Here is a 21,114-nt window from a genome sequence, read left to right on the forward strand (position 1 = left end):
CGGCCGATTGATATTCGTGTGTCGACCGTGCCCACCGGGCATGGCGAACGGGTGGTGATGCGCTTGCTCGACAAGCAGGCCGGGCGGCTGCAACTGGAGACCCTGGGCATGGAGCCGCAGCTGCTGGCGCGCCTCGACACCTTGATCCGCCAGCCCCATGGCATCGTGCTGGTCACCGGGCCTACGGGCAGCGGCAAGACCACCAGCCTGTACGCCGCGCTGGCGCGGCTGGATGCGAGCACCAGCAATATCCTCACCGTGGAGGACCCGGTGGAATACGACCTGCCGGGCATCAGCCAGATCCAGGTCAACGCCAAGATCGATATGACTTTCGGCCTGGCCCTGCGGGCGATCCTGCGCCAGGACCCGGACATCATCATGATCGGTGAAATCCGCGACCTGGAGACCGCGCAAATCGCGGTGCAGGCCTCGCTCACCGGGCACCTGGTGCTGGCGACCCTGCACACCAACGATGCGGTGTCGGCGGTCAACCGCCTGATCGACATGGGCGTCGAGCCGTTCCTGCTGGCCTCGTCACTGCTGGGGGTCTTGGCGCAACGCCTGGTCCGCCGCCTGTGCCCGCATTGCAAGCAGGAAGACCCGGCCGCGCCCGGCACCTGGCGCCCGGTGGGCTGCGCGCAGTGCAACCAGATCGGCTACAGCGGGCGTACCGGTATCCATGAATTGTTTTGCGTCGACGACGAGGTGCGCAGCCTGATCCACCAGGGCGCCGGCGAGCAGGATCTGCGCGTGGCGGCACGCCGTGCGGGGATGTTCAGCATGCGTGAAGACGGCGAGCGCTGGGTGCGCAGCGGCGCCACCGCGCCGGAAGAAATCCTGCGCGTGACACGGGACGCCTGATGAATCGCTACCGCTATGAAGCCGCCGATGCCAGCGGCAAAGTCGAGGCCGGGCACCTGGAGGCCGACAGCCAGAGCGGGGCGTTTGCCGTGTTGCGCAGCCGTGGCCTGACCGCGCTGCTGGTGCAGGTCGAGGGCGGCCAGCAAAGCGCCGTCGGCAGCAGCCTGTTCAGCGCCAAGCTGTCGGATAACGACCTGGCCTGGGCCACGCGGCAACTGGCGAGCCTGCTCGGCGCCAGCCTGCCCCTGGAGGCGGCATTAAGCGCCACGGTGGAACAGGCGGAGAAAAAACACATCGCCCAGACCCTGGCCGCCGTGCGTGCCGACGTGCGCGGCGGCATGCGTCTGGCGGATGCGCTGGCGGCGCGGCCACGGGACTTTCCGTCGATCTACCGCGCACTGATCGCGGCGGGGGAGGAGTCCGGCGACCTGGCCCAGGTGATGGAACGCCTGGCCGACTACATCGAGGAGCGCAACAACCTGCGCGGCAAGATCCTCACCGCGTTTATCTACCCCGGTGTGGTCGGGCTGGTGTCCATCGGTATCGTGATTTTCCTGCTCAGCTACGTGGTGCCCCAGGTGGTCAGCGCGTTTTCCCAGGCGCGCCAGGACCTGCCCGGGCTGACATTGGCGATGCTCAACGCCAGCGACTTTATCCGCGCGTGGGGCTGGCTGTGTTTCGGCGGGATTGTCGGTGGGTTTTGGGGCTGGCGCCTGTACCTGCGCAACCCGGTGGCGCGCTTGAACTGGCACAGCCGCGTGCTGCGCCTGCCGCTGATCGGGCGTTTTGTGCTGGGCCTGAACACCGCGCGCTTTGCCTCGACCCTGGCGATCCTCGGCGGTGCCGGCGTGCCGCTGTTACGTGCGCTGGAAGCGGCGCGGCAAACCCTGTCCAACGAGCGCCTGAGCCAGTGCGTCAACGATGCCACGGCCAAGGTGCGCGAAGGCGTCAACCTGGCCCCGGCACTGGCGGTGGAAAAAGTCTTCCCGCCGGTGCTGATCCACCTGATCGCCAGCGGCGAAAAAACCGGCTCGCTGCCACCGATGCTGGAGCGGGCGGCGCAGACCTTGTCGCGGGATATTGAACGGCGGGCCATGGGCATGACGGCGTTGCTGGAGCCGCTGATGATTGTGGTGATGGGCGCGGTGGTGCTGGTGATCGTGATGGCGGTGCTGTTGCCGATCATCGAGATCAACCAACTCGTTACCTGAATGCATGCGGTTAAAAAATGTGGGAGGGGCGGTGCGACAATTCGACTTGCTCCCGATAGCGGTGGGTCAGTCACCTCAGTTGTTGCTGACATACCGCAATCGGGGGCAAGCCCCCTCCCACATTGAACCCTGTCTGTTCAGTTGATGTTGGGGTGGGCCGATATCGCCAGACCCCAACCTCGGGTTCCTCATTCCGTCACATCCAGGCCCCGCGTCACAGCCCGCGCCGCCTTGGCGAAACCCACGCTGAAACCTCGCTGTCACCTGCCGCCAAACCGCTCAAAACCATGACCAAAACACCCGAGAATCTTTTTAAAATCAAGCCCTTCCTCCCGAGGTTTTTTCCTTTTGCTGTCATCGGAAGCTGCGAAATTTCCTACCCATGGCCTCACCCCTCGCCACCCCCGAGACACGGCCTGGGACCGAAGCCATGGCGTCATGCAAGAGCCATCTACCCCCAACGTACAAACACGACGAAAGGAGATTCTTCATGTTTAAGCGCAACGTTCTCGCGGTATCCATGACCCTCGCCGCACTGTGCTCGGCACAGGCTGCAATGGCTGACATCAACGGTGGCGGTGCCACCCTGCCACAAGCGCTGTACCAGACCTCCGGCGTGCTGACGGCCGGTTTCGCCCAGTACATCGGTGTCGGCAGCGGCAACGGCAAGGCAGCCTTCCTGAACAACGACTACACCAAGTTCCAGGCGGGCGTGACGAACAAGAACGTGCACTGGGCCGGCAGCGACTCCAAGCTGAGCGCCACTGAGTTGTCGACCTACGCCTCTGCCAAGCAACCGACCTGGGGCAAGTTGATCCAGGTGCCATCGGTGGGGACTTCGGTTGCCATTCCTTTCAATAAAAGCGGTTCCGCCGCTGTAGACCTGAGCGTTCAAGAGTTGTGCGGCGTGTTCTCGGGCCGTATCAATACCTGGGACGGGATTTCCGGTTCTGGCCGTACCGGTCCGATCGTTGTGGTTTATCGCAGCGAAAGCAGTGGTACCACTGAGCTGTTCACCCGTTTCCTGAATGCCAAGTGCAACGCAGAAACAGGCAACTTCGCCGTCACCACCACCTTCGGCACCAGCTTCTCCGGCGGCTTGCCTGCCGGCGCCGTTGCTGCTACTGGCAGCCAAGGCGTAATGACTGCCCTGGCCGCCGGCGATGGCCGCATCACCTACATGAGCCCGGACTTCGCCGCCCCGACATTGGCCGGCCTGGACGACGCCACCAAAGTGGCTCGCGTGGGCAAAAACGTCGCCACCAACACCCAGGGCGTTTCGCCTGCCGCCGCCAACGTGTCTGCCGCCATCGGCGCAGTACCGGTACCGGCTGCCGCTGATCGTTCCAACCCGGACGCCTGGGTTCCAGTCTTCGGTCCGGACAACACCGCCGGTGTACAGCCTTACCCAACCTCGGGCTACCCGATCCTGGGCTTTACCAACCTGATCTTCAGCCAGTGCTACGCCGACGCGACCCAGACCAGCCAAGTGCGTGATTTCTTCACCAAGCACTACGGCGCCTCCAACAACAACGATGCAGCCATCACCGCCAACGCTTTCGTTCCGCTGCCAACCGCCTGGAAAGCCACCGTTCGCGCCAGCTTCCTGACCGCGAGCAACGCCCTGAGCATCGGCAACACCAACGTCTGCAACGGTATCGGTCGTCCGCTGTAACCCTCGCTTTCAACGACCTGCACCACCTGATCAGCAACGGCCTGTGCCGTTGCTGATTTTTGCGTTTGTGCGGTTTTTCGACCCGTTAACAGCCCTCTATGAACTTTGCGTGACAGAAGTTCAGTCCCGTCCCTCGCCAACCGCCTAACCCTCATACGTGAGCCTGTCTTGCTCCCTGCGTGATAACAAAGAAGGAAGATCCCCGATGGTCCGCTGCAAATCGCCGGTTAACCTGAAAGCCCAAGAAACTGTGCTGCGCCTCAAGCCCCTGGCCCAGGCCATCGCCTTGTTGATGGTGGCGGGCAATGCCCATGCGGCCACGGCGTTCAGTTCCAGCTGGTTTGCCGATAAAGGTGCGACCCAGGCGGCGACGGCGGCGCGGATCAGTGCCGGGCAGGTGCAGGGGATTCCTTCGCTGAACCAGCAGGCGCGGGTCAACCAGCAGTTGGCGCGTTCCATCAGCACTTTGAACACCAGTGTGGCGGCGATTGCCGCGCAGCAGGCGGCGCAGGCCGCCGGGCGCCAGGCTGCGTTCGGCCAGATCTCGACCATTCCCGATGGCCTCGGCAAGGGTGGCCTGCAGGTGGATAACAGCCTGACCCAGGGCTGGACCAACGCCAAGGGCCCGGTGCAGACCCAGGCCGGCGGCAAGACCACGGTGACCATCGAACAGACCGCCGACAAGGCCATCCTCAATTGGGAAACCTTCAACGTCGGGCGCAACACCAGCGTCGACTTCCAGCAGCAGTCGAGCTGGGCCGTGCTCAACCGCGTCAACGACCCGAATGCGCGCCCGAGCGAAATCCAGGGCCAGATCAACGGCGCCGGTACGGTGATGATCGTGAACCGCAACGGCGTGGTGTTCAGTGGCACCAGCCAGGTCAACGTGCGCAATCTGGTGGCGGCGGCGGCGAACATCACCGATGAGCAGTTCACCCAGCGCGGTATCTACGTGGACGCCACCGGCACCCAGCCGACCTTCACTGACGCGGCCGGCAAGGTCGAGGTGCAGCGCGGCGCATTGATCCAGACCCACAACCCCGCCACCTCCACCGACGCCGGCGGCTATGCCTTGCTGCTGGGCTCGGAAGTGGAAAACGCCGGTACCCTCACTACCGCCAAGGGCCAGACCACCCTGGCCGCCGGCGACAGCTTTTACATCCGCAAGGGTGTCGGCACCACCGGCAATGACCGCTCCACCACCCGTGGCAATGAAGTGGCCACCAGCCTCAAGGCCGGCAGCAGCGCAGGCAAGGTCAGCAACACGGGCCTGATCATGGCGTCCACCGGTGACATCACCCTGACCGGGCACCAGGTGCAGCAAAATGGCGTGGCCTTGGCCAGCACGTCAGTGGACGCCCGTGGCACCATCCATTTGCTAAATTCCGCTACCGACACCACCAGCAGCGTGATCCTGGGGGAGGGCAGCACCACCGCGATCCTGCTCGACAGCAGCGGCAGCACCGCGCTCAACGGCCAGAAGGACAACGGCCTGATCAAGCTCGACGGCACGCCCGCCAACCTGATCACCGGCCAGTTCAACAACCTCAGCGCCGTGGCCGACCGCACCGACCAATCACGCATCGAGATCGTCAGCGGCGGCACCGTGGACTTCCAGAAAGGCTCGATCACCCTGGCTACCGGTGGGCAGGTCGCGGTCAGTGCCACCGGGCGCAGCCTGGTACGCGACGGGGCGATGATCGATGTCTCCGGGGCGGTCGGTGTCAAGGTGTCGATGGAATCCAACAACATCAAGATCAACGTACAGGGCAACGAGCAGCGCGACGCACCGGTCAACCGTGACGATGGGCAGTTGATCAATAACGATGTGTGGGTCGACCTGCGCGAGCTGGTGTTTGTGCCCGCAGGCACCAACGGCTATGCGACGGATCGCTGGTACACCGCTGGCGGCTTGCTGGAAGTGGGCGGCTACCTGGGCACCCAAGGCCACTCGGTGGGTGAGTGGATGGCCCAGGGCGGTACCGTGACGTTTACCGGCAAGGACGTGGTGACCCAGAAGGACGCGCAGATCAACCTGTCGGGCGGCACCGTGGATGTGCAGGCCGGGTATATCCGGCAGACCTGGCTCAAGGGCCCGGACGGGCGCCTGTATGAACTGTCCAACGCGCCGGGCGACATTCTCTATTCCGGGTTCTACAAGGGGTATGAAGACACCAGCAAGCGCTGGGGCCAGACCGATTACTACTACAACCCGATGATCGCCAAGCAGCGTCGTTATGAGAGCGGTTACACGGTGGGCCGCGATGCCGGCAAGCTGGTGATCGGTACCACCAGCGCGGTGCTCGAGGGCCAGGTGATCAGTGACGTGTTCCAGGGCGATCGCCAGACCCAGGCGCCGAACATCAACCTCGACGGTTACCAGCAGTCGCAGAAGGCCATGGCCCAGCGCGCGCAATTGATCATTGGCGGCTACACGCCTATCTACAACAAGACCACCGGCACCCTGCGCTATGCCCTGGGCGCAAACGCGGACGAGGTATTGATCGAGGGCGGTACGCAAAAAATCGCCGATGGCCTGGACCTCACCACCGCGCTGCCCGCGGACCGCCAGGGCAAGATGGTACTCGACAGCGACCAGCTCAATGGCTATCAGTTGGGCGCGATCAAGGTCGCGGCCAAGCAGCAGGTCACCGTCAACGGAGCGCTCAAGGTGGCCGATGGCGGCGATATCACCCTGTTCGGGCCAAGGGTCGACATCAACGCCAACCTCACGGCCCACGGCGGCAGCCTCAATGCGGGCAATATCCTCAGCCAGGTCGACCCGCTTAAAGGCGGTGCGGTAGGCGACAGCATCCTCAACGGCGGCGGCACGCTGAACGTGGCCAGCGGGGTCACGCTGGATGCCACCGGGCGCTGGAACAATCTGCTGCTGGAACCGGCCAACAGCAGCGGCTTGGCCTATGTGAACGGCGGCAAGGTGTCGCTGCGCAGCACTGGTGGTGTGAACCTGGCGGCCGGCAGCGTGGTGGACACCTCCTCCGGTGGCACCCTCGGCTTGGATGGCAAGCTCAACGGTGGCAAGGGCGGCGACGTGACCTTGGCGTCTCTCGGTACCCTGGGTTTGGACGGCGAGATTCGCGGTTATGGCGTGAGCGGTGGCGGCACCCTGGCGTTACAGGCGCGCAAAGTACAGATCGGCGACAGCGCCACGGCGCCCGATGTTGGCACCGTGCAACTGGCGGGGGATTTTTTCAACAAGGGCTTCTCGGCCTATGACATCACCGGCAATGAAGGGCTGCTGGTCACGGACGGTACCCAGGTCGACGTCACGACGCCGGTCTACCGTATTGGCGAGCGGACCTCGGCCGCTCCCACGGGCAGCGACCCGGCCACCGCCCTTGAACGCTGGACGCCAGCGCTGTACCAGGAAGACGCTGCCAAAGGCGTACTGACCCAGCGCCGTGGCGCCAGCCTGACCTTGACCGCCGGCAATCTAAATTCCACGGCGGCTGAACTGGCCACCACAGCCTTGAGCGTGGGGCAGGGCGCGGTGATCACTGTCGACCCAGGCCAGGCCATTAACCTGCGCAGCGTCGGCCAGTTGACCATGAACGGCCGCCTCAACGCCTGGGGCGGCAGCGTCAGCCTGGGCGGCCTGACGGCGACGGGCTCGGAAGCGGCCAACGCCGCCGGCCATAGCCGTTCGATCTGGGTGGGTGAAAACGCGCTGATCGACGTGGCGTCGCGTGGGGTCACGGCGGTGAGCAACCGTGGCAATGTCTACGGCCAGGTGCGCAATGGGGGCACCATCAGCATCGGCGGCGACATCAACCTGGCCACCGGTATCGCCAAGGCCAGTGACCTGTTTGTGGTGGTGCGCGACGGCGCGCGCCTGGACGCGTCCGGTGCCCAGGCGATGCTGGATGTTCCCGGCCAGGGCCGCGTGCCGGTGGCCAGCAATGGCGGCAGCATCAGCTTTGCGTCGAACAACGGCCTGTACCTGGACGGCAGCTTCGTTGCCCGCGCGGGTGGCGCAGGTGCTGCGGGCGGTAGCCTGGCCCTGGCCCTGGAAAGCCCGTATTACCTCAAGGCCGGCGTCAACGACAGTGTGCTCAAGGTGCGTGAACTGGTGCTCAGCCAGACCCATCAAGCCAGCCCGACTTCCAGCCTCGAGTACGGCCATGGCCGCCTCGGCGTGGACCAGATCAGCGCCGGCGGGTTTGACAACCTGGCGCTGCTCAGCAACGGCTTGCTGAGTTTCGACGGTGACGTGTCGTTGAACATGGGCCAGAGCCTGCGCCTGTACGGTGGCAGCTATAACCTCAGTGAAAACGCGGCGGCCAGTTCGCGGGTCAACCTGTCGGCGCCATACCTGCTGTTGGCCGGCATCCTCGCGCCGGCAGAGTCCGGCAAGGAAGCCTATACCCGCGCGGTGCCGGTGTTGCCCAATCCCTCCGCGCTGGCCACCACGGCGCAGTTCAACGCCAACGCCAACCTGATCGACGTGCGTGGCAATGTGCTGTTCGGCAACAAGAGCTATCTGTTGCGGCCCGACAACAGCCAGGTCAGCCTCGAACGGCGGGGGTTTGATGATGTGCAACTGACCAGCCAGGGCGACTTGCGCTTCCTGGCGGGGGCGGGGGCAGATGTGATTGCCCAGGGCATCAGCACGCAATTAGTGACCAGTGGCGACATGACCCTGCGCGCGGCGCAGTTGTACCCGGCGACTGAAGTCGGCGCCCGGGTACTGGCGGGCTATCTGAATAATGCTGCCAGCAATGACACAGGCTTCAATTACGATCCGACACGCACCCTGACCATCGCACGCACCGCCAATAGCAATGCCGCCATGCCTTACTCGGCCTTTGGTCGTCTGCAATTGGGCGGGCCCACCATCAGGCAGGGCGGCGTGGTGCGTGCGCCACTGGGGCTGATCGAGATTGGCAACCTGGGCTCTACCCACGTGCAACTGCTGCCGGGCAGCCTCACGTCGGTGAGTGGCAAGGGCCTGGTATTGCCTTACGGCGGTACCGTGGATGGCCAGATCTACAAGTACAACGGCAAGACAGTGACGTTTGTCGGCCAGGGTGGCGGCAACAGTGCGGGCAGCCTGAACGTTGGGGTGATTCTCGGTGGCCAGCAGTTGACGGTGCTGCCGCAGGCGACGGTGGATCTGTCCGGCGGTGGCGAACTGCTCGGCGCCGGATTTATTTCCGGGCGCGGGGGCTCTACGGATGCACGTTACAACCCACTGGTACAGTTCGGTGCCAACGGCGGGTTTGTACTGCCGGGTCTGAGCACCAACCCGATCTATGCGATTGTGCCGGGCGTGCAACCGGGCTATGCACCGGTGGCGCCGGAAGGTGGCGCGGTCGATCCGTTGATCGGCCAGCAGATCACAATCGGCGCCGGCGTGCCGGGCCTGGCGGCCGGCACCTATACCCTGATGCCCTCCACCTATGCGTTGATGCCCGGGGCTTTCCGGCTCGAGATCAACGGCCTGGCCGGGTTGGGCACCGACGGTGCGACCCAGGCGTTGCGCAATGGCTCATGGGCCACGGCAGGGCGCTTGTCCGTCGCCAATACCGGGATCAGCAACAGTACGGCCAGCCAGGTGATTCTCACGTCGGCCGATATGTTGCGTCGTTACTCCCAATACAACGAAACCGGCTACGCACAGTTCGCCGTGGCCGACGCCACCAGGCTTGGTGTACCTCGGGCACTGCTGCCGGTGGATGCCAAGACCCTGCAACTGGCCCTGCGGCCAGGCGCAGGTGCGGATGCCTTTTCGTTCCAGGGGATCGGCCGCTTCGAGGCCGCTGACGGCGGTTACGGCGGTACCGTATCGCTGATCAACGAAGAAAAGGGCAGCTTGGGAAGGGGCATCGAAATTGTCGCGGCAGGCAACGCGGCTACCGCCAATTTCAAAGGCATTACGGTGGATGCGGACAGCCTGAATGCAATGGGCGCGGCTCGCCTGCTGATCGGTGGAATGACCTATGTCACGTACGGCCAGGGTGGCAACTACATCAACCTCCCCAGCAGCATCATCAGTTCCATCATCCTGCGCGACGGCGCGAAACTGGCGGCACCGGAGGTATTACTGGTGACCTCCACCGGAAAAATTACGCTCGAACAAGGCGCCTCGATCAACACGATAGGCCAGGGCAAGGCCAGCTACGACGCACGTGACGGTTTTATCTACAACCTGAGCAATGTGCTGGCGGTGTCCAACGGTTTGCTCAACGTAATCGCCGCGCCGTCATTGGGCGAAGTCATCAGTGGGGGCATCCAGTTAGGCGTGTGCAACCGCGCGCCCTGCAGCGGCCAGACAGCCCTGTATTCCGAAGGCAGCATCGTTACCTTGACCGATAGCTCCCTGCAGATGGGCGATGAGGTGCGCTATGGCACCCGCCACCTGAACCTGGGCGTGTCCAGCATCAACGTCGGCAGCCCCGAAGCCCTGGCCGCTGCAGCCGCCAACAATCGCCTGCCGGTGGGTATGACCCTCAACCAGCAAGTGCTGGAACGCCTGCTGCGCGGCGACACCCAATTCGGCGCCCCGGCCCTGGAAACCCTGCAGCTGTCGGCGCGTGACAGCTTTAACTTCTACGGCACCACCACCCTGGACACTTATGACGCCGTGACCGGCAAGTCGTTGCTGAGCAACCTGATGCTGTCCGCGCCGGCGATCTACGGCTCTGGCGGCTTGAACGACGTGGCGACTATCCACACCGCCAACCTGATCTGGCAAGGTGCCGTCGCGCCGCCTGTGGCGGCGGTGACCGGCGGTGCCGGCAGCGGCAGCGGGCGCCTGGACATCAATGCCGAGCGTATCGAATTCGGCTATGGGGATTTTGCCCAGCCGAGCACGACCAATACCTTCGACCGCCTCGCCCTGGGCTTTGCCAACGTCAACCTCAATGCCAGTGAACGCATCACCGCCAACCACAAGGGCAGCCTCTCGGTGTACCAGAGCCAGGGCGCGTTTGATGCGATCAAGGGCTTTGCCTACAGCGGCGGCAACCTGAATATCCTCACGCCGCTGATGACCGGTGAGGCCGGTTCGGTCAACCGTATTACCGCCGGTGGCGCGATTGATGTCAGCGCCTCGGCTGGCGCAGTAGGCAAGGTGGACGGCATCGGCGGCGAATGGTCATTGCAAGGCGATAGCCTTCGCCTGGCCACTGCCGTGGTGCTGCCCAGCGGCAAGGTCACTTTGGGCGCGCGGGGCGACGTGGTGTTGACCGATGCCGCCTCGATTGATGTGTCCGGCCGGGCCATTGCCTTCAATGACTTGACCAAATACAGCGCAGGCGGCGAGGTCTTGCTGGAGAGCCGTGCCGGCAATGTGCAGCAGGCCGCCGGTTCGACCATCGACCTGTCGGCGCAGCACAACCAGGCGGGCAAGTTGCGCGCGGTGGCGGTGGACGGCGCTGCGGGGATCGTCGACCTGGCAGGCAAGATCATCGCCGGCAGCAGCGGTGACTACGATGCCGGTGGCACGCGGGTGCCATACCTCGCGGGTGCGGTGGAGATCCAGGCCCAGCGCCTGGGCGGCAGCGGTACGCTCAGCGACCAGTTCGCAGCGCTCAACCAACGCCTCAACCAAGGCCAGGTCTACGGTGCGCGCAGCTTCCAGCTCAAGCAGGGCGACCTGACCATCGGCAATGACGTCAAGGCCAACAGCGTCAACGTCTCGATCGACAATGGCAGCCTGCGCGTGACCGGCCTGGTAGACGCCAGCGGTGAGCGCGTGGGCAGCATAAACCTGGCTGCCAAGAACGGCCTGAGCCTGGACGGCACGGCGGTGCTCGATGCCCATGGCAGCCAACTGCGGGTGGACAGCTACGGCAAGATCATCGATTCGCCTAACCGCGCCATCGTGGTCCTCGGCTCTGGCCAGGGCCAGTTGACCCTGGCCAACGGCGCGCGCATCGACCTGCGCCATGGCACCGAGGCCGCGACCGGCAATGACGGGCGCAACCGTGGCACGCTGGAACTCAACGCGCCGCGCGTGGGCGGCAATGACATCGCCATTGATGCCAGTGGGCCGTTGACTATCCAGGGCGCGCGTTCGATTGCGCTCAATGGCATGAGAACCTACGACGATGCCCCGACCAACACCGATGAAACGCCCAATGGGCGCCCGTACCAAGTGATTGATCAGGACTACCTCACGAAAGTCGTCGATCCAGCAAATACGAATTTCATCAACGCCGCGCGTGTTAACAGCAACTTGCTGCGCAAGCTCGCCGGCTTGAACAACGCCACGTACGGCGATGTGTTCCACCTGCGCCCCGGCGTAGAGATCATCAGCAAAACCCCGGATGGCGACCTTGTAGTGCAGGGCGATCTGGACCTCTCCGGCTATCGCTACGCCAGCCTCAAATCAACGGCCAAGACCGAGTCCGGCAGCCTGACCCTGCGCGCCGGTGGCGACCTGAATATCTATGGCAGCATCAACGACGGCTTTGCCGCGCCACCGGCCACCGACGATGACAATGGCTGGGTGCTGCGCGCCGGTATCGACTACACCGGCGGCACCGTGGTGGTACCGGGCAGCGGCGTGACCCTGGAGGTGGGCACCGTGTTCCCCGCGGGCGCTGCGCTTAATTTCGATGTACTGACCAACCCCCTGTTTCTGCCGCCGGGCACCCGATTGCCCGTCGCGGCTACGCTCAAACAACCGTTGGTACTCCCGGCGGGTACTGTGTTGGCGGCGGCTGTCCGGGATGCCTCGGGCAATGTGCTGTTCGCGGCGGGCACGTTGCTGACTCAGAGCCAGACCCTCGCCATCGGCAGTGTCCTGGATGCCGGCAGCCTGTTGAGCACGTCAGCCAGTGTCGACGGCTTGATCTGGCCCAAGGGCGTGCCATTGGCCACCAAGGTGACGTTGACCGCCAGCCAAGTGCTGCCCCGGGGCGCCCTGTTGCCGTCGGGAACAGACGTGAAGCTGCCGGGCGGCGTGGAGTCGGTGACGTTGCGTGACGCCGGCCACCCAGGCAAGAACTGGGCAATTGCACCCATGCTGGAGGAGGGTGCGCAGTCGTGGTCGATTCGCCTGGTTGCGGGGGCCGACACCGAGGCAGCCGACAGTCGCCTGCTGCAACCGCATCCGGTAAGCGGCAATCTACGCTTGGCGGACAGTCACTATGGGACGTTCGGGAAAGGAGCCCAGGTCTGGACCGAGGAGGGCTCCATGGGGTGGTTCGGCGATGACAGCATGGTAGGCCAACCGGTTGATTTCGACGCAATACAATACCCAGGCGTATGTGACGACTTCCCGGAATACTGCGTTATCAGTGGTGAGGCCTACACGCTGCTGGTGGGCGGCAGTACTCGCTTCAGCGTAATCCGCACCGGCGCCGCAGACCTTGACCTGCTGGCCGCCGGCAACCTGAGCATGGAGTCGCTGTTCGGCGTATACACGGCAGGCAGCTCGTCCACCGGCACCTCGACCAACGATCCGTATAACCTCAAGCGAGCCCTGGGCAGCAATGGCAAGGTATTGGCTAACGCCGGGGGCAACGAAAAGCTGGTCAACGCAGACACCGGCAGCCTGTACCGCGCCTGGTACCCGGATACGGGCGGCAACTTGCTGCTTAAAGTGGGCGGCAACCTGACGGGCAATATCACCAGCCCGGCGCAGAATGGCGTTGGTCGTCCGGTACCCAGCGACCAGGGTCAGGATTCAGCCAACGTCGGCAACTGGCTGTGGCGTCAGGGCAATGGGCTCAGTGGGAGCCAGGCGCAAGCTACCGCCTGGTGGATCAATTTTGGTTCCTACGTCGCCAGCGACCGTTCGGACCAGATGGTCGGGTTCACCGGGTTTGGCACCCTGGGAGGCGGCAACCTGAATGTTGATGTGGGTGGCGATGCAGGACTCATCAGCCCTGTCTCGTCAACAGCTCTGAACGTCAGTCGCCGCAGCCAAGGCCTGGTACTGGCAGTCGGCAGCACCGGTCGGGTCGGGGCCGATGGCAGTGTGCAACTGACGGGGGGCGGTGATCTGAACCTGCGGGTCGGCGGAGCGGTGAACCCCGCCAGCCAGACCTTCGCAGACCACCTCAATGGTGCGCTGGTGAACCTGCGTGGGCACGTGCAATTGACCGGTGGCGCCCTGGGCAGCCTGACGCTGCGTTATGGCAACCGGTTCACAGACCAGAGCCCCAGCGAAGTGCGCGCCTACGATCCTTTACGTTCCACTTCGGCCATGGCCTCGGGTGGTTTGAGCCTGTTGCCGGGCGATGCCACTTTCAGCCTGTCCACCCGTGGCGACCTGGTGTTGCAGGACGTCGCCGACCCTGGGCGCGCGCCGCAGATGAACGCCTTGACCTTCGTCAATAAGGGGGTCAACGGGATCGGACAAAGCTGGTTCAGCTTGTGGACCGACCGCACAGCAGTGGACCTGTTCTCTGCCGGGGGCAACCTCACGCCGCTGACCCAGACCCTGGAAACCGATATGGCGGCGGTCTATCCCGCGACATTGCGTGCGGTTGCCGCTAACGGCAGTCTCTATTACGGCAGCGCCTCGACCAGTAATCCTGGCGACGTGCAGCCGCTCAGGGCGTTGGTACTCGCACCTTCGTCCAATGGGCAACTGGAATTGCTGGCCGGCGATTCGATCTCCGGCGGCGATCTGACGATCAGCCGCTCCAGTGCGGCACCCAACAGCCTGGCGACTATTCTGCGTCCGGCCTTCGCCGGTTTCCTGACGGATCAAAAAACGGCAATAGTGGGCAGTGGCAATCTTTCCAGCGATGGAAACCTTGCCACCTTGACGGTTTCCCCGCTGTTTGCCTTTGGCCCCAACACCGCCAGCATGGCCTGGGGTGACGCCCTGGAACCTGCGCGTTTCTATGCGCTGAGCGGGGACCTGCTGGGCGTCAATAGTGGGCGCGCCCTCACGATCACGGGGGTGGGTGACGCTCGGTTCGGGCAAACCTTTTACGAAGGCGCAGGCCCGGTATGGATGCAAGCCGGACGCGATATTGTTGGCAGCGGCACGCGCTTGAGCGGTGCCAGCGCAGGTGTCATCGTTACGGGGCAATACACCTTTACCGGCAACCTGTTCGTGCACAACAGCCCCACCGATATCTCCATCGCCAGCGCCGGCCGCGACATCCTCTACAGCAGCTTTAACGTTGCCGGCCCCGGTACGCTGGAACTGACGGCGGGGCGCAACATCCAGATGGAAGACAAAGTCGCGGTGAACAGCCTGGGTGCTGTGGCGGCGGGCGACAGCCGCCCTGGCGCAAGCATCGTCATGCAAGCCGGCATGGGCGCCAATGGCCCGGATTACCGCCGCTTCGTCGATGCCTACCTGAATCCCGCCAACCTGGCTCAAGCGGGTGAGTCGTTGCAGGGCAGCAAAGTCGCCAAGACCTACGAGAATGAACTGGTGTCCTGGCTCACCGAACGCTTCGGCTTTGCCGGCGACAGCGAACAGGCCCGGACCTACTACGCCACACTGCCCGCCGAACAACAACGGATCTTCGCCCGCGACGTGTACTTTGCCGAACTCAAGGCCGCCGGCCGTGAGTACAACCAGGACGGCAGTGTGCGCCAGGGCAGCTATGTGCGTGGTCGTGCCGCGATTGCCCGGTTGTTCCCCGAGACCGACGTGGCCGGCAACCCGATCACCTACAAAGGCGACATCACGATGTTCGGCGGCGCGGGCGTGCACACCAACTTCGGTGGCTCGATCCAGATGCTCACGCCGGGTGGCCGCCAGACGTTCGGTATCGAAGGCGCCGCACCGCCGTCCACGGCTGGGGTGATCACCCAGGGCGCGGGAGATATCCAGCTGTACTCCCTGGGCAGCATCCTGCTCGGCCAGAGCCGCATCATGACCACCTTCGGCGGCTCGATCATGGCCTGGACCAGCGAGGGCGACATCAACGCCGGGCGCGGCTCCAAGACCACCGTGGTGTACACGCCGCCCAAGCGTGTCTATGACAACTGGGGCAACGTGAGCCTGTCGCCATCGGTGCCGAGCACCGGTGCGGGGATCGCCACGCTGAACCCGATCCCGGAAGTGCCGGCGGGGGATATCGACCTGATCGCGCCGCTGGGCACCATCGATGCGGGGGAGGCGGGCATTCGGGTGTCGGGTAACGTCAACATCGCCGCCCTGCGGGTGGTGAACGCGGCGAACATCCAGACCCAGGGCAAGTCGTCCGGGGTGCCGGTGTCGGCCACCGTCAATACCGGCGCCATGAGCTCGGCCAGCGCAGCGGGCGCGGCGGCGTCCCAGGCCGCAGAAGACGCGGCGCGCAGCCAGCAGGCGGCGTCCAGGCAGGGCCGGCCGTCGATCATGACCGTGGAGGTGCTGAGCCTGGGCACCGAGCCGTTGCCGCGTGAACCGGAACCTCGGAAAACCTCGGGCTACAACCCCGACAGCCCGGTGCAGGTGCTGGGCGCGGGGCCGCTGAGTGATCAGGCGCGGGCGCGGTTGACGGATGAGGAGCGTAAGCAGATCAGTTTGTAGAACTTCAGAAGGACCTCTCGATGTACCGTTCGGGGCGATCAGTGATCGCCCCATTTTTTTGCGCAAGCAGAAGGGTGGCGAGCTTCTTATTAGCCGACCGGTATGGTGGGGGAGACTCGGTTAAAACTGTGGGTGCGACGATTCGACTTGCTCCCGATGGCGGCCTTTGGGTCGACCATTTGTTGGAGTTGGAATGAGTACATATCCGTTGCTGCGGTAACGGCTGCCTATGGTTCCGCTCTTACAGCGGGTCACTTTTGGCAAACGCCCCAAAAGTAACCAAAAGGTCTTGCCCCACCACTTGGTGCCTCGCCTAGGCTCGGCATGCCCTCACTCCGGCTTGAATCCGTGGGCCGCCGTCATGGGCCATCCCTGGCCCAGGACGGCTAACCCGGCGTCCTGCCGGGTTACCCACGGATTCAAGCCTGCGTTCGGCCAGCGTGTTTGACGGGGCGCCTAGGATCAAGATCAAAAGCCAGAGCAAAAGCAGAGCAAAAGCAGACCGAGGTCCATCTGATATATGGAGATCCAAATGTGGGAGGGGGCTTGCCCCCGATGAGGGAGTGTCAGTTGATGGATTTGGTACTGACCCACTGCAATCGGGGGCAAGCCCCCTCCCACATTTACCCAGTACACCAGACCCAACTCCGGTCGGCTCCAGGGCCGCACATGCCGACCCGGAAAAATTGCCCCCCTCACAATCCCAAATGAAGCTTTCATGACAAAAGTTCGGTAGCTCATCGCCACTTCCGTCTTGCCTATGTAACGCGCTGGAGGCCGCCACGAGCCGCCTCCCCAGCCGTCAGCGGGACGCCAGGAGTGGGGCAATGGGAACTATGGAACGTTACTCGAAAGTTGGCATGCAGGAGCTCGACCAGCGCCTGTCGAAGATCGTCGAGGCTGCGCGCAAGAAGCCGGTTTCGGTGTACCGCTACGGCGCGCCGTGGGTGTGGATCGTCTCCCAGGACGACTGGCAGGGCGCCTTGAAGGAAGTGTCCAGCTACATCCCGGCGGGGCATTCGCTGGTGTTGTTGCGCCCGCAGATCGACGAGGTGCTCGAGCAGCATCGCGACCTGCTCCAGGCCGCGCCGGGCATGGCGATCGCGCCGCAGACCGTGGTGCAGATCCTGCTGCTGCAACTGCTGTATTCGGTGCCCAGCGAACAGCAGCTGCACGAGCAACTGAACTACAACCTGCTGTTCCGCTGGTTCGTCGGCCTGGAGCTGAACCAGAAGGTGTGGAGCATCCACGCTTTGCAGCGCGACATCGCCAGCCTGTTGAACAACCCGCAGGCCGTGCAGTTGATCCAGACCATCATCGGTGACGTGTTCTGTGGCGCCTTGCTGCACATGCCGGAGTTCTCTCTGAACTTCGCCTTGCTGCACACCTGGCTGGCGCGGCACAGCCATCTTTCGACCAGCAGCAATTGAGCAGGCCAGACGCCGTGCAATCGGCGACGGCGCAAAATCTTAGACAGTTAGGGGGCGGTGTGGAGCATCTGTTCAAATCAACGCTGGCGTTGTGCTGCCTGACGCTGGGCGTCCTGGCGCAAGCGGTGTGGGCCGAGGAGGGCGATGAGGCCCCGGCGCGCAAGGTGGACGTCAACGAGTACTTCGTGCGCGGCAATACCGTGCTCGATGCGGCGACGATCGAGGAGGCGGTGTACCCGTTCCTTGGCCCGCAAAAGACCCTGGACGATATCGAAGGCGCGCGCGATGCGTTGCAGAAGATCTACCAGGCGCGTGGCTACCAGTCGGTGTTTGTCGAGCTGCCGGAACAGAAGGTCGATGACGGCATCGTCTATCTGCAGGTCAGCGAAACCAAGGTCGGCCGCGTGCGTGTGGTCGGCGCCAAGCACTACTCGCCGGTGGAGATCCGCGAGGAAGTGCCGGGGCTCAAGGAAGGCGCGGTGCCGGATTTCACCACGGTGCAAACCCAGCTGGCCGGGCTCAACCGCAGTGCCGGCCGGCAGGTCACGCCACTGGTCCGCGAAGGCCAGCGCCCGGGCACCATGGACGTGGATCTGCAGGTCGAAGACCAGAACCCCTGGCACGCCAGCCTCGGCCTGAACAACGACTACAGCGCCGACACCGAAAAGCTGCGCTCGGTCGCCACCCTGGGCTACGACAACCTCTGGCAACTGGGCCACAGCATTTCCCTGACCTACTTCACCGCGCCCCAGGACACCGAGAATGCCAAGGTCTGGTCGGGCTCCTACAGTGCGCCGCTGAACGAACGCTGGACCTTGCAGTTCTCCGGTTACCAGTCCGACAGCAACATCGCCACCATCGGCGGCAGCAACGTGTTGGGCAAGGGCCATTCCTACGGCGTATCCGCCATCTACAGCTTGCCGGCGGCGGGCAACTGGGCCAATTCGTTTTCGTTCGGTGTGGACTTCAAGGATTTCGACGAGCAGATGAAGTTCGGCGCCAGCAGCGACCAGGTGCCGCTCAAGTACGCGCCGTTCACCCTGGGCTACAACGGCTATCGCTACACCGAGCAATCCCAGCTGGGGCTGGGCTTGAACCTGGTGGTCGGCACCCGTGCATTTTTTGGCTACGGCAGCGACGCCGAGGAGTTCGATTACAAGCGCTACAAGGCCAGTGCCAGTTTCGCCGTGCTCAAGGGCGACCTGAATTACACCTACACCTTCGCCAACGATTGGCAGTCGGCCTCCAAGGGCGCTTTCCAGCTGGCCTCCGGGCCGCTGGTGTCCAACGAGCAGTATTCCGCCGGCGGCGCCACCTCGGTGCGTGGCTACCTGGCGGCCGAGCGCACCGGGGACGAGGGCTATTTGCTCTCCCAGGAACTGCGCACGCCGTCCCTGGCCAAGTTCCTCGGCAGTTATGTGCAGGAGTGGCGCTTCTATGCGTTCGCCGAAGGCGCGCGCATGCGCCTGCACGACCCGCTGCCCGAGCAGGAAGACGAATACAGCCTGGCCAGTGTCGGCCTGGGCACCCGCGCCAGTTTGAGCAAGTGGTTGTCCGGCAGCCTGGATTGGGGTTACCCGCTGCTCGATGGACCGAACACCCAGAAACAGGACTCGCGACTGCACTTCAGTGTGCAGGCGACTTTCTGACTTTTTCTTCCGGAGACTTCACCCATGCAACGCCTATTCCTGAGCCTGTTGATCTGCCTGGGCTTCGCGCTCCCGGCCACTGCCCACGCCTGGTGGCAGGACGATTGGCACTACCGCAAACAGATTTCGGTGGACACCACCGCCCAGGGCGCCGCGATCAGCCAGGCCCTGGGCCGCACCGCGTTGCTGGTGCGCCTGCACACCGGCAACTTCACCTTTGACGGGGTCAAGGACGACGGCGCCGACCTGCGCTTTGTGAGTGCCGATGACAAGACCGTGTTCAATCACCAGATCGAAAGCTTCGACCCGTTGATGGGCATGGCGTTGATCTGGGTCGATGTGCCCAAGGTCGAAGGCGGCCAGCGCCAGGACTTCTGGATGTACTACGGCAACCAGAAGGCCCCGGCCACCGCCAATGGCCAGCTGACGTTCGATCCGAATTACACCGCGCTCTATCACTTCGATGGCGCCAACGCGACGCCGCCACGGGACACCACGGCCTACGCCAACACCGCGTTGAACGCCACCGGCGCGAGCATCGACGGCGTGATCGGCCGCGCCTTGCAGTTCGGCGGCCAGCCGCTGCTGTTGCCGGCCAGCCCGTCGCTGCAACACGCCGCCGGCGCTGCCTTCACGTTCAGCGCCTGGCTGCGCCTGGACCAGGCCAGCGGTGAGCAAATCGTGCTGGCCCGACGTGACGGTGCCCACAGCCTGTTGCTGGGCCTGAATCAGGGCTCGCCGTTTGTGGAGATCGACGGCCAGCGCGCGGTGTCGACCCAACCGCTGAACCCAGGCCAATGGCAGCACCTGGCGTTCACCGCCGAGGGCGACAAGGTCACGCTGTATGTGAATGGCCGTGAAAGCGCCACGCTCGCCGTGGCCATGCCTGGGTTCAACACGCAGCTGGCGGTCGGCGCCGACCTGCCGGAAGCCGGCAGCACGCACCTGCCGTTCGCCGGGGCCATGGATGAGCTGCGCCTGTCCAAGGTGGCGCGCCCGGCTGCGCTGTTGCTGGCTGACGCGAGCGCCCAGGGCGCCGAGTCGAAACTGGTGGCCTACGGCGTGGATGAAGAACAGTCCGGCTTCGGCTTCGGCAGCCTGGGCTTTTTGCTCAACGCCGTACCGGTGGACGCCTGGGTGATCATCCTGGTGCTGGTGGCGATGATGTTCCAGTCGTGGGTCATCATGCTGCGCAAGAACCGTCAGGTCGGCCGCCTCAGCAGTGCCAACGAAGTGTTCCGCGAGCACTTCGCCCAGATCGGCACGCGCCTGGAGATGTATGCCGACGACGCGCAGTTGGCTGAGCGCCTGAGCCACTCTTCGCTGTGGCGCCTGTACCTGGTGGCGGTCAAGGAGATCCGTACCCGGCGTGCCCAGGGCGCCGACACCTCGTCGGTGTCGGCGGCCACCATCGAAGCGATCCGCTGCTCCATGGACGGCGTGCGCACCCGTGAGAACCAGGCCCTGAGTTCCAAATTGTCGACCCTGTCCAACGCCATCGCCGGCGGCCCGTATATCGGCCTGCTCGGTACGGTGCTGGGGATCATGGTGGTGTTCCTCGGCACGGCCATGGCCGGCGACGTGAACATCAACGCCATCGCTCCGGGCATGGCGGCGGCCTTGCTGGCCACGGCCATGGGCCTGTTCGTCGCGATCCCCGCGTTGTTTGGCTACAACCGCCTGATCACGCGCAACAAGGAAGTCAGCGCCGACATGCGCGTGTTCGTCGACGAGTTCATCACCCGCCTGGCGGAGATGCACGGCGAGAGCCAGCACAGTGAAACCGCGCACCGCCGCGACCATCACGCATCGGTTCCGGCCTGAGGAGAATCGC

The 21,114-nt window shown here is 64.2% G+C and carries 7 protein-coding genes; all 7 read left to right on the forward strand.

All coding sequences use genetic code 11. The features are described 5' to 3' along the window. A partial coding sequence (locus BLQ09_RS15490) for a GspE/PulE family protein (protein ID WP_175472317.1) occupies positions 1-861 on the forward strand: 861 nt, incomplete at its 5' end. Beyond that, entirely contained in the window at positions 861-2,072 is a 1,212-nt protein-coding gene (gspF, locus tag BLQ09_RS15495) for a type II secretion system inner membrane protein GspF (RefSeq protein ID WP_092357717.1), read from the forward strand. The genes BLQ09_RS15490 and gspF, both read left to right, overlap by 1 nt. Before the next feature lie 490 nt (positions 2,073-2,562). Then, a complete protein-coding gene (locus BLQ09_RS15500) occupies positions 2,563-3,747 on the forward strand; it encodes a substrate-binding domain-containing protein (RefSeq protein ID WP_027607538.1) in 1,185 nt (394 codons plus the stop codon). A 205-nt stretch (positions 3,748-3,952) separates the two neighbouring features. Continuing rightward, a complete protein-coding gene (locus tag BLQ09_RS15505; protein WP_092357719.1) occupies positions 3,953-16,201 on the forward strand; it encodes a filamentous hemagglutinin family protein in 12,249 nt (4,082 codons plus the stop codon). Positions 16,202-17,037: 836 nt separating this feature from the next. Beyond that, positions 17,038-17,631: a transposase gene (locus BLQ09_RS15515; RefSeq protein WP_027607535.1), complete on the forward strand. Its 594-nt coding sequence runs from the start codon at positions 17,038-17,040 to the stop codon at positions 17,629-17,631. 59 nt (positions 17,632-17,690) lie between these two features. Then, entirely contained in the window at positions 17,691-19,280 is a 1,590-nt protein-coding gene (locus tag BLQ09_RS15520; RefSeq protein ID WP_027607534.1) for a ShlB/FhaC/HecB family hemolysin secretion/activation protein, read from the forward strand. A gap of 24 nt (positions 19,281-19,304) precedes the next feature. Next, on the forward strand, positions 19,305-21,104 hold the full coding sequence (locus BLQ09_RS15525; protein ID WP_027607533.1) for a DUF2341 domain-containing protein: 1,800 nt from the start codon (positions 19,305-19,307) through the stop codon (positions 21,102-21,104). Positions 21,105-21,114 lie beyond the last annotated feature (10 nt).

The sequence above is a fragment of the Pseudomonas sp. NFACC25 genome (assembly GCF_900100935.1).
GTDB lineage: Bacteria > Pseudomonadota > Gammaproteobacteria > Pseudomonadales > Pseudomonadaceae > Aquipseudomonas > Aquipseudomonas marginalis.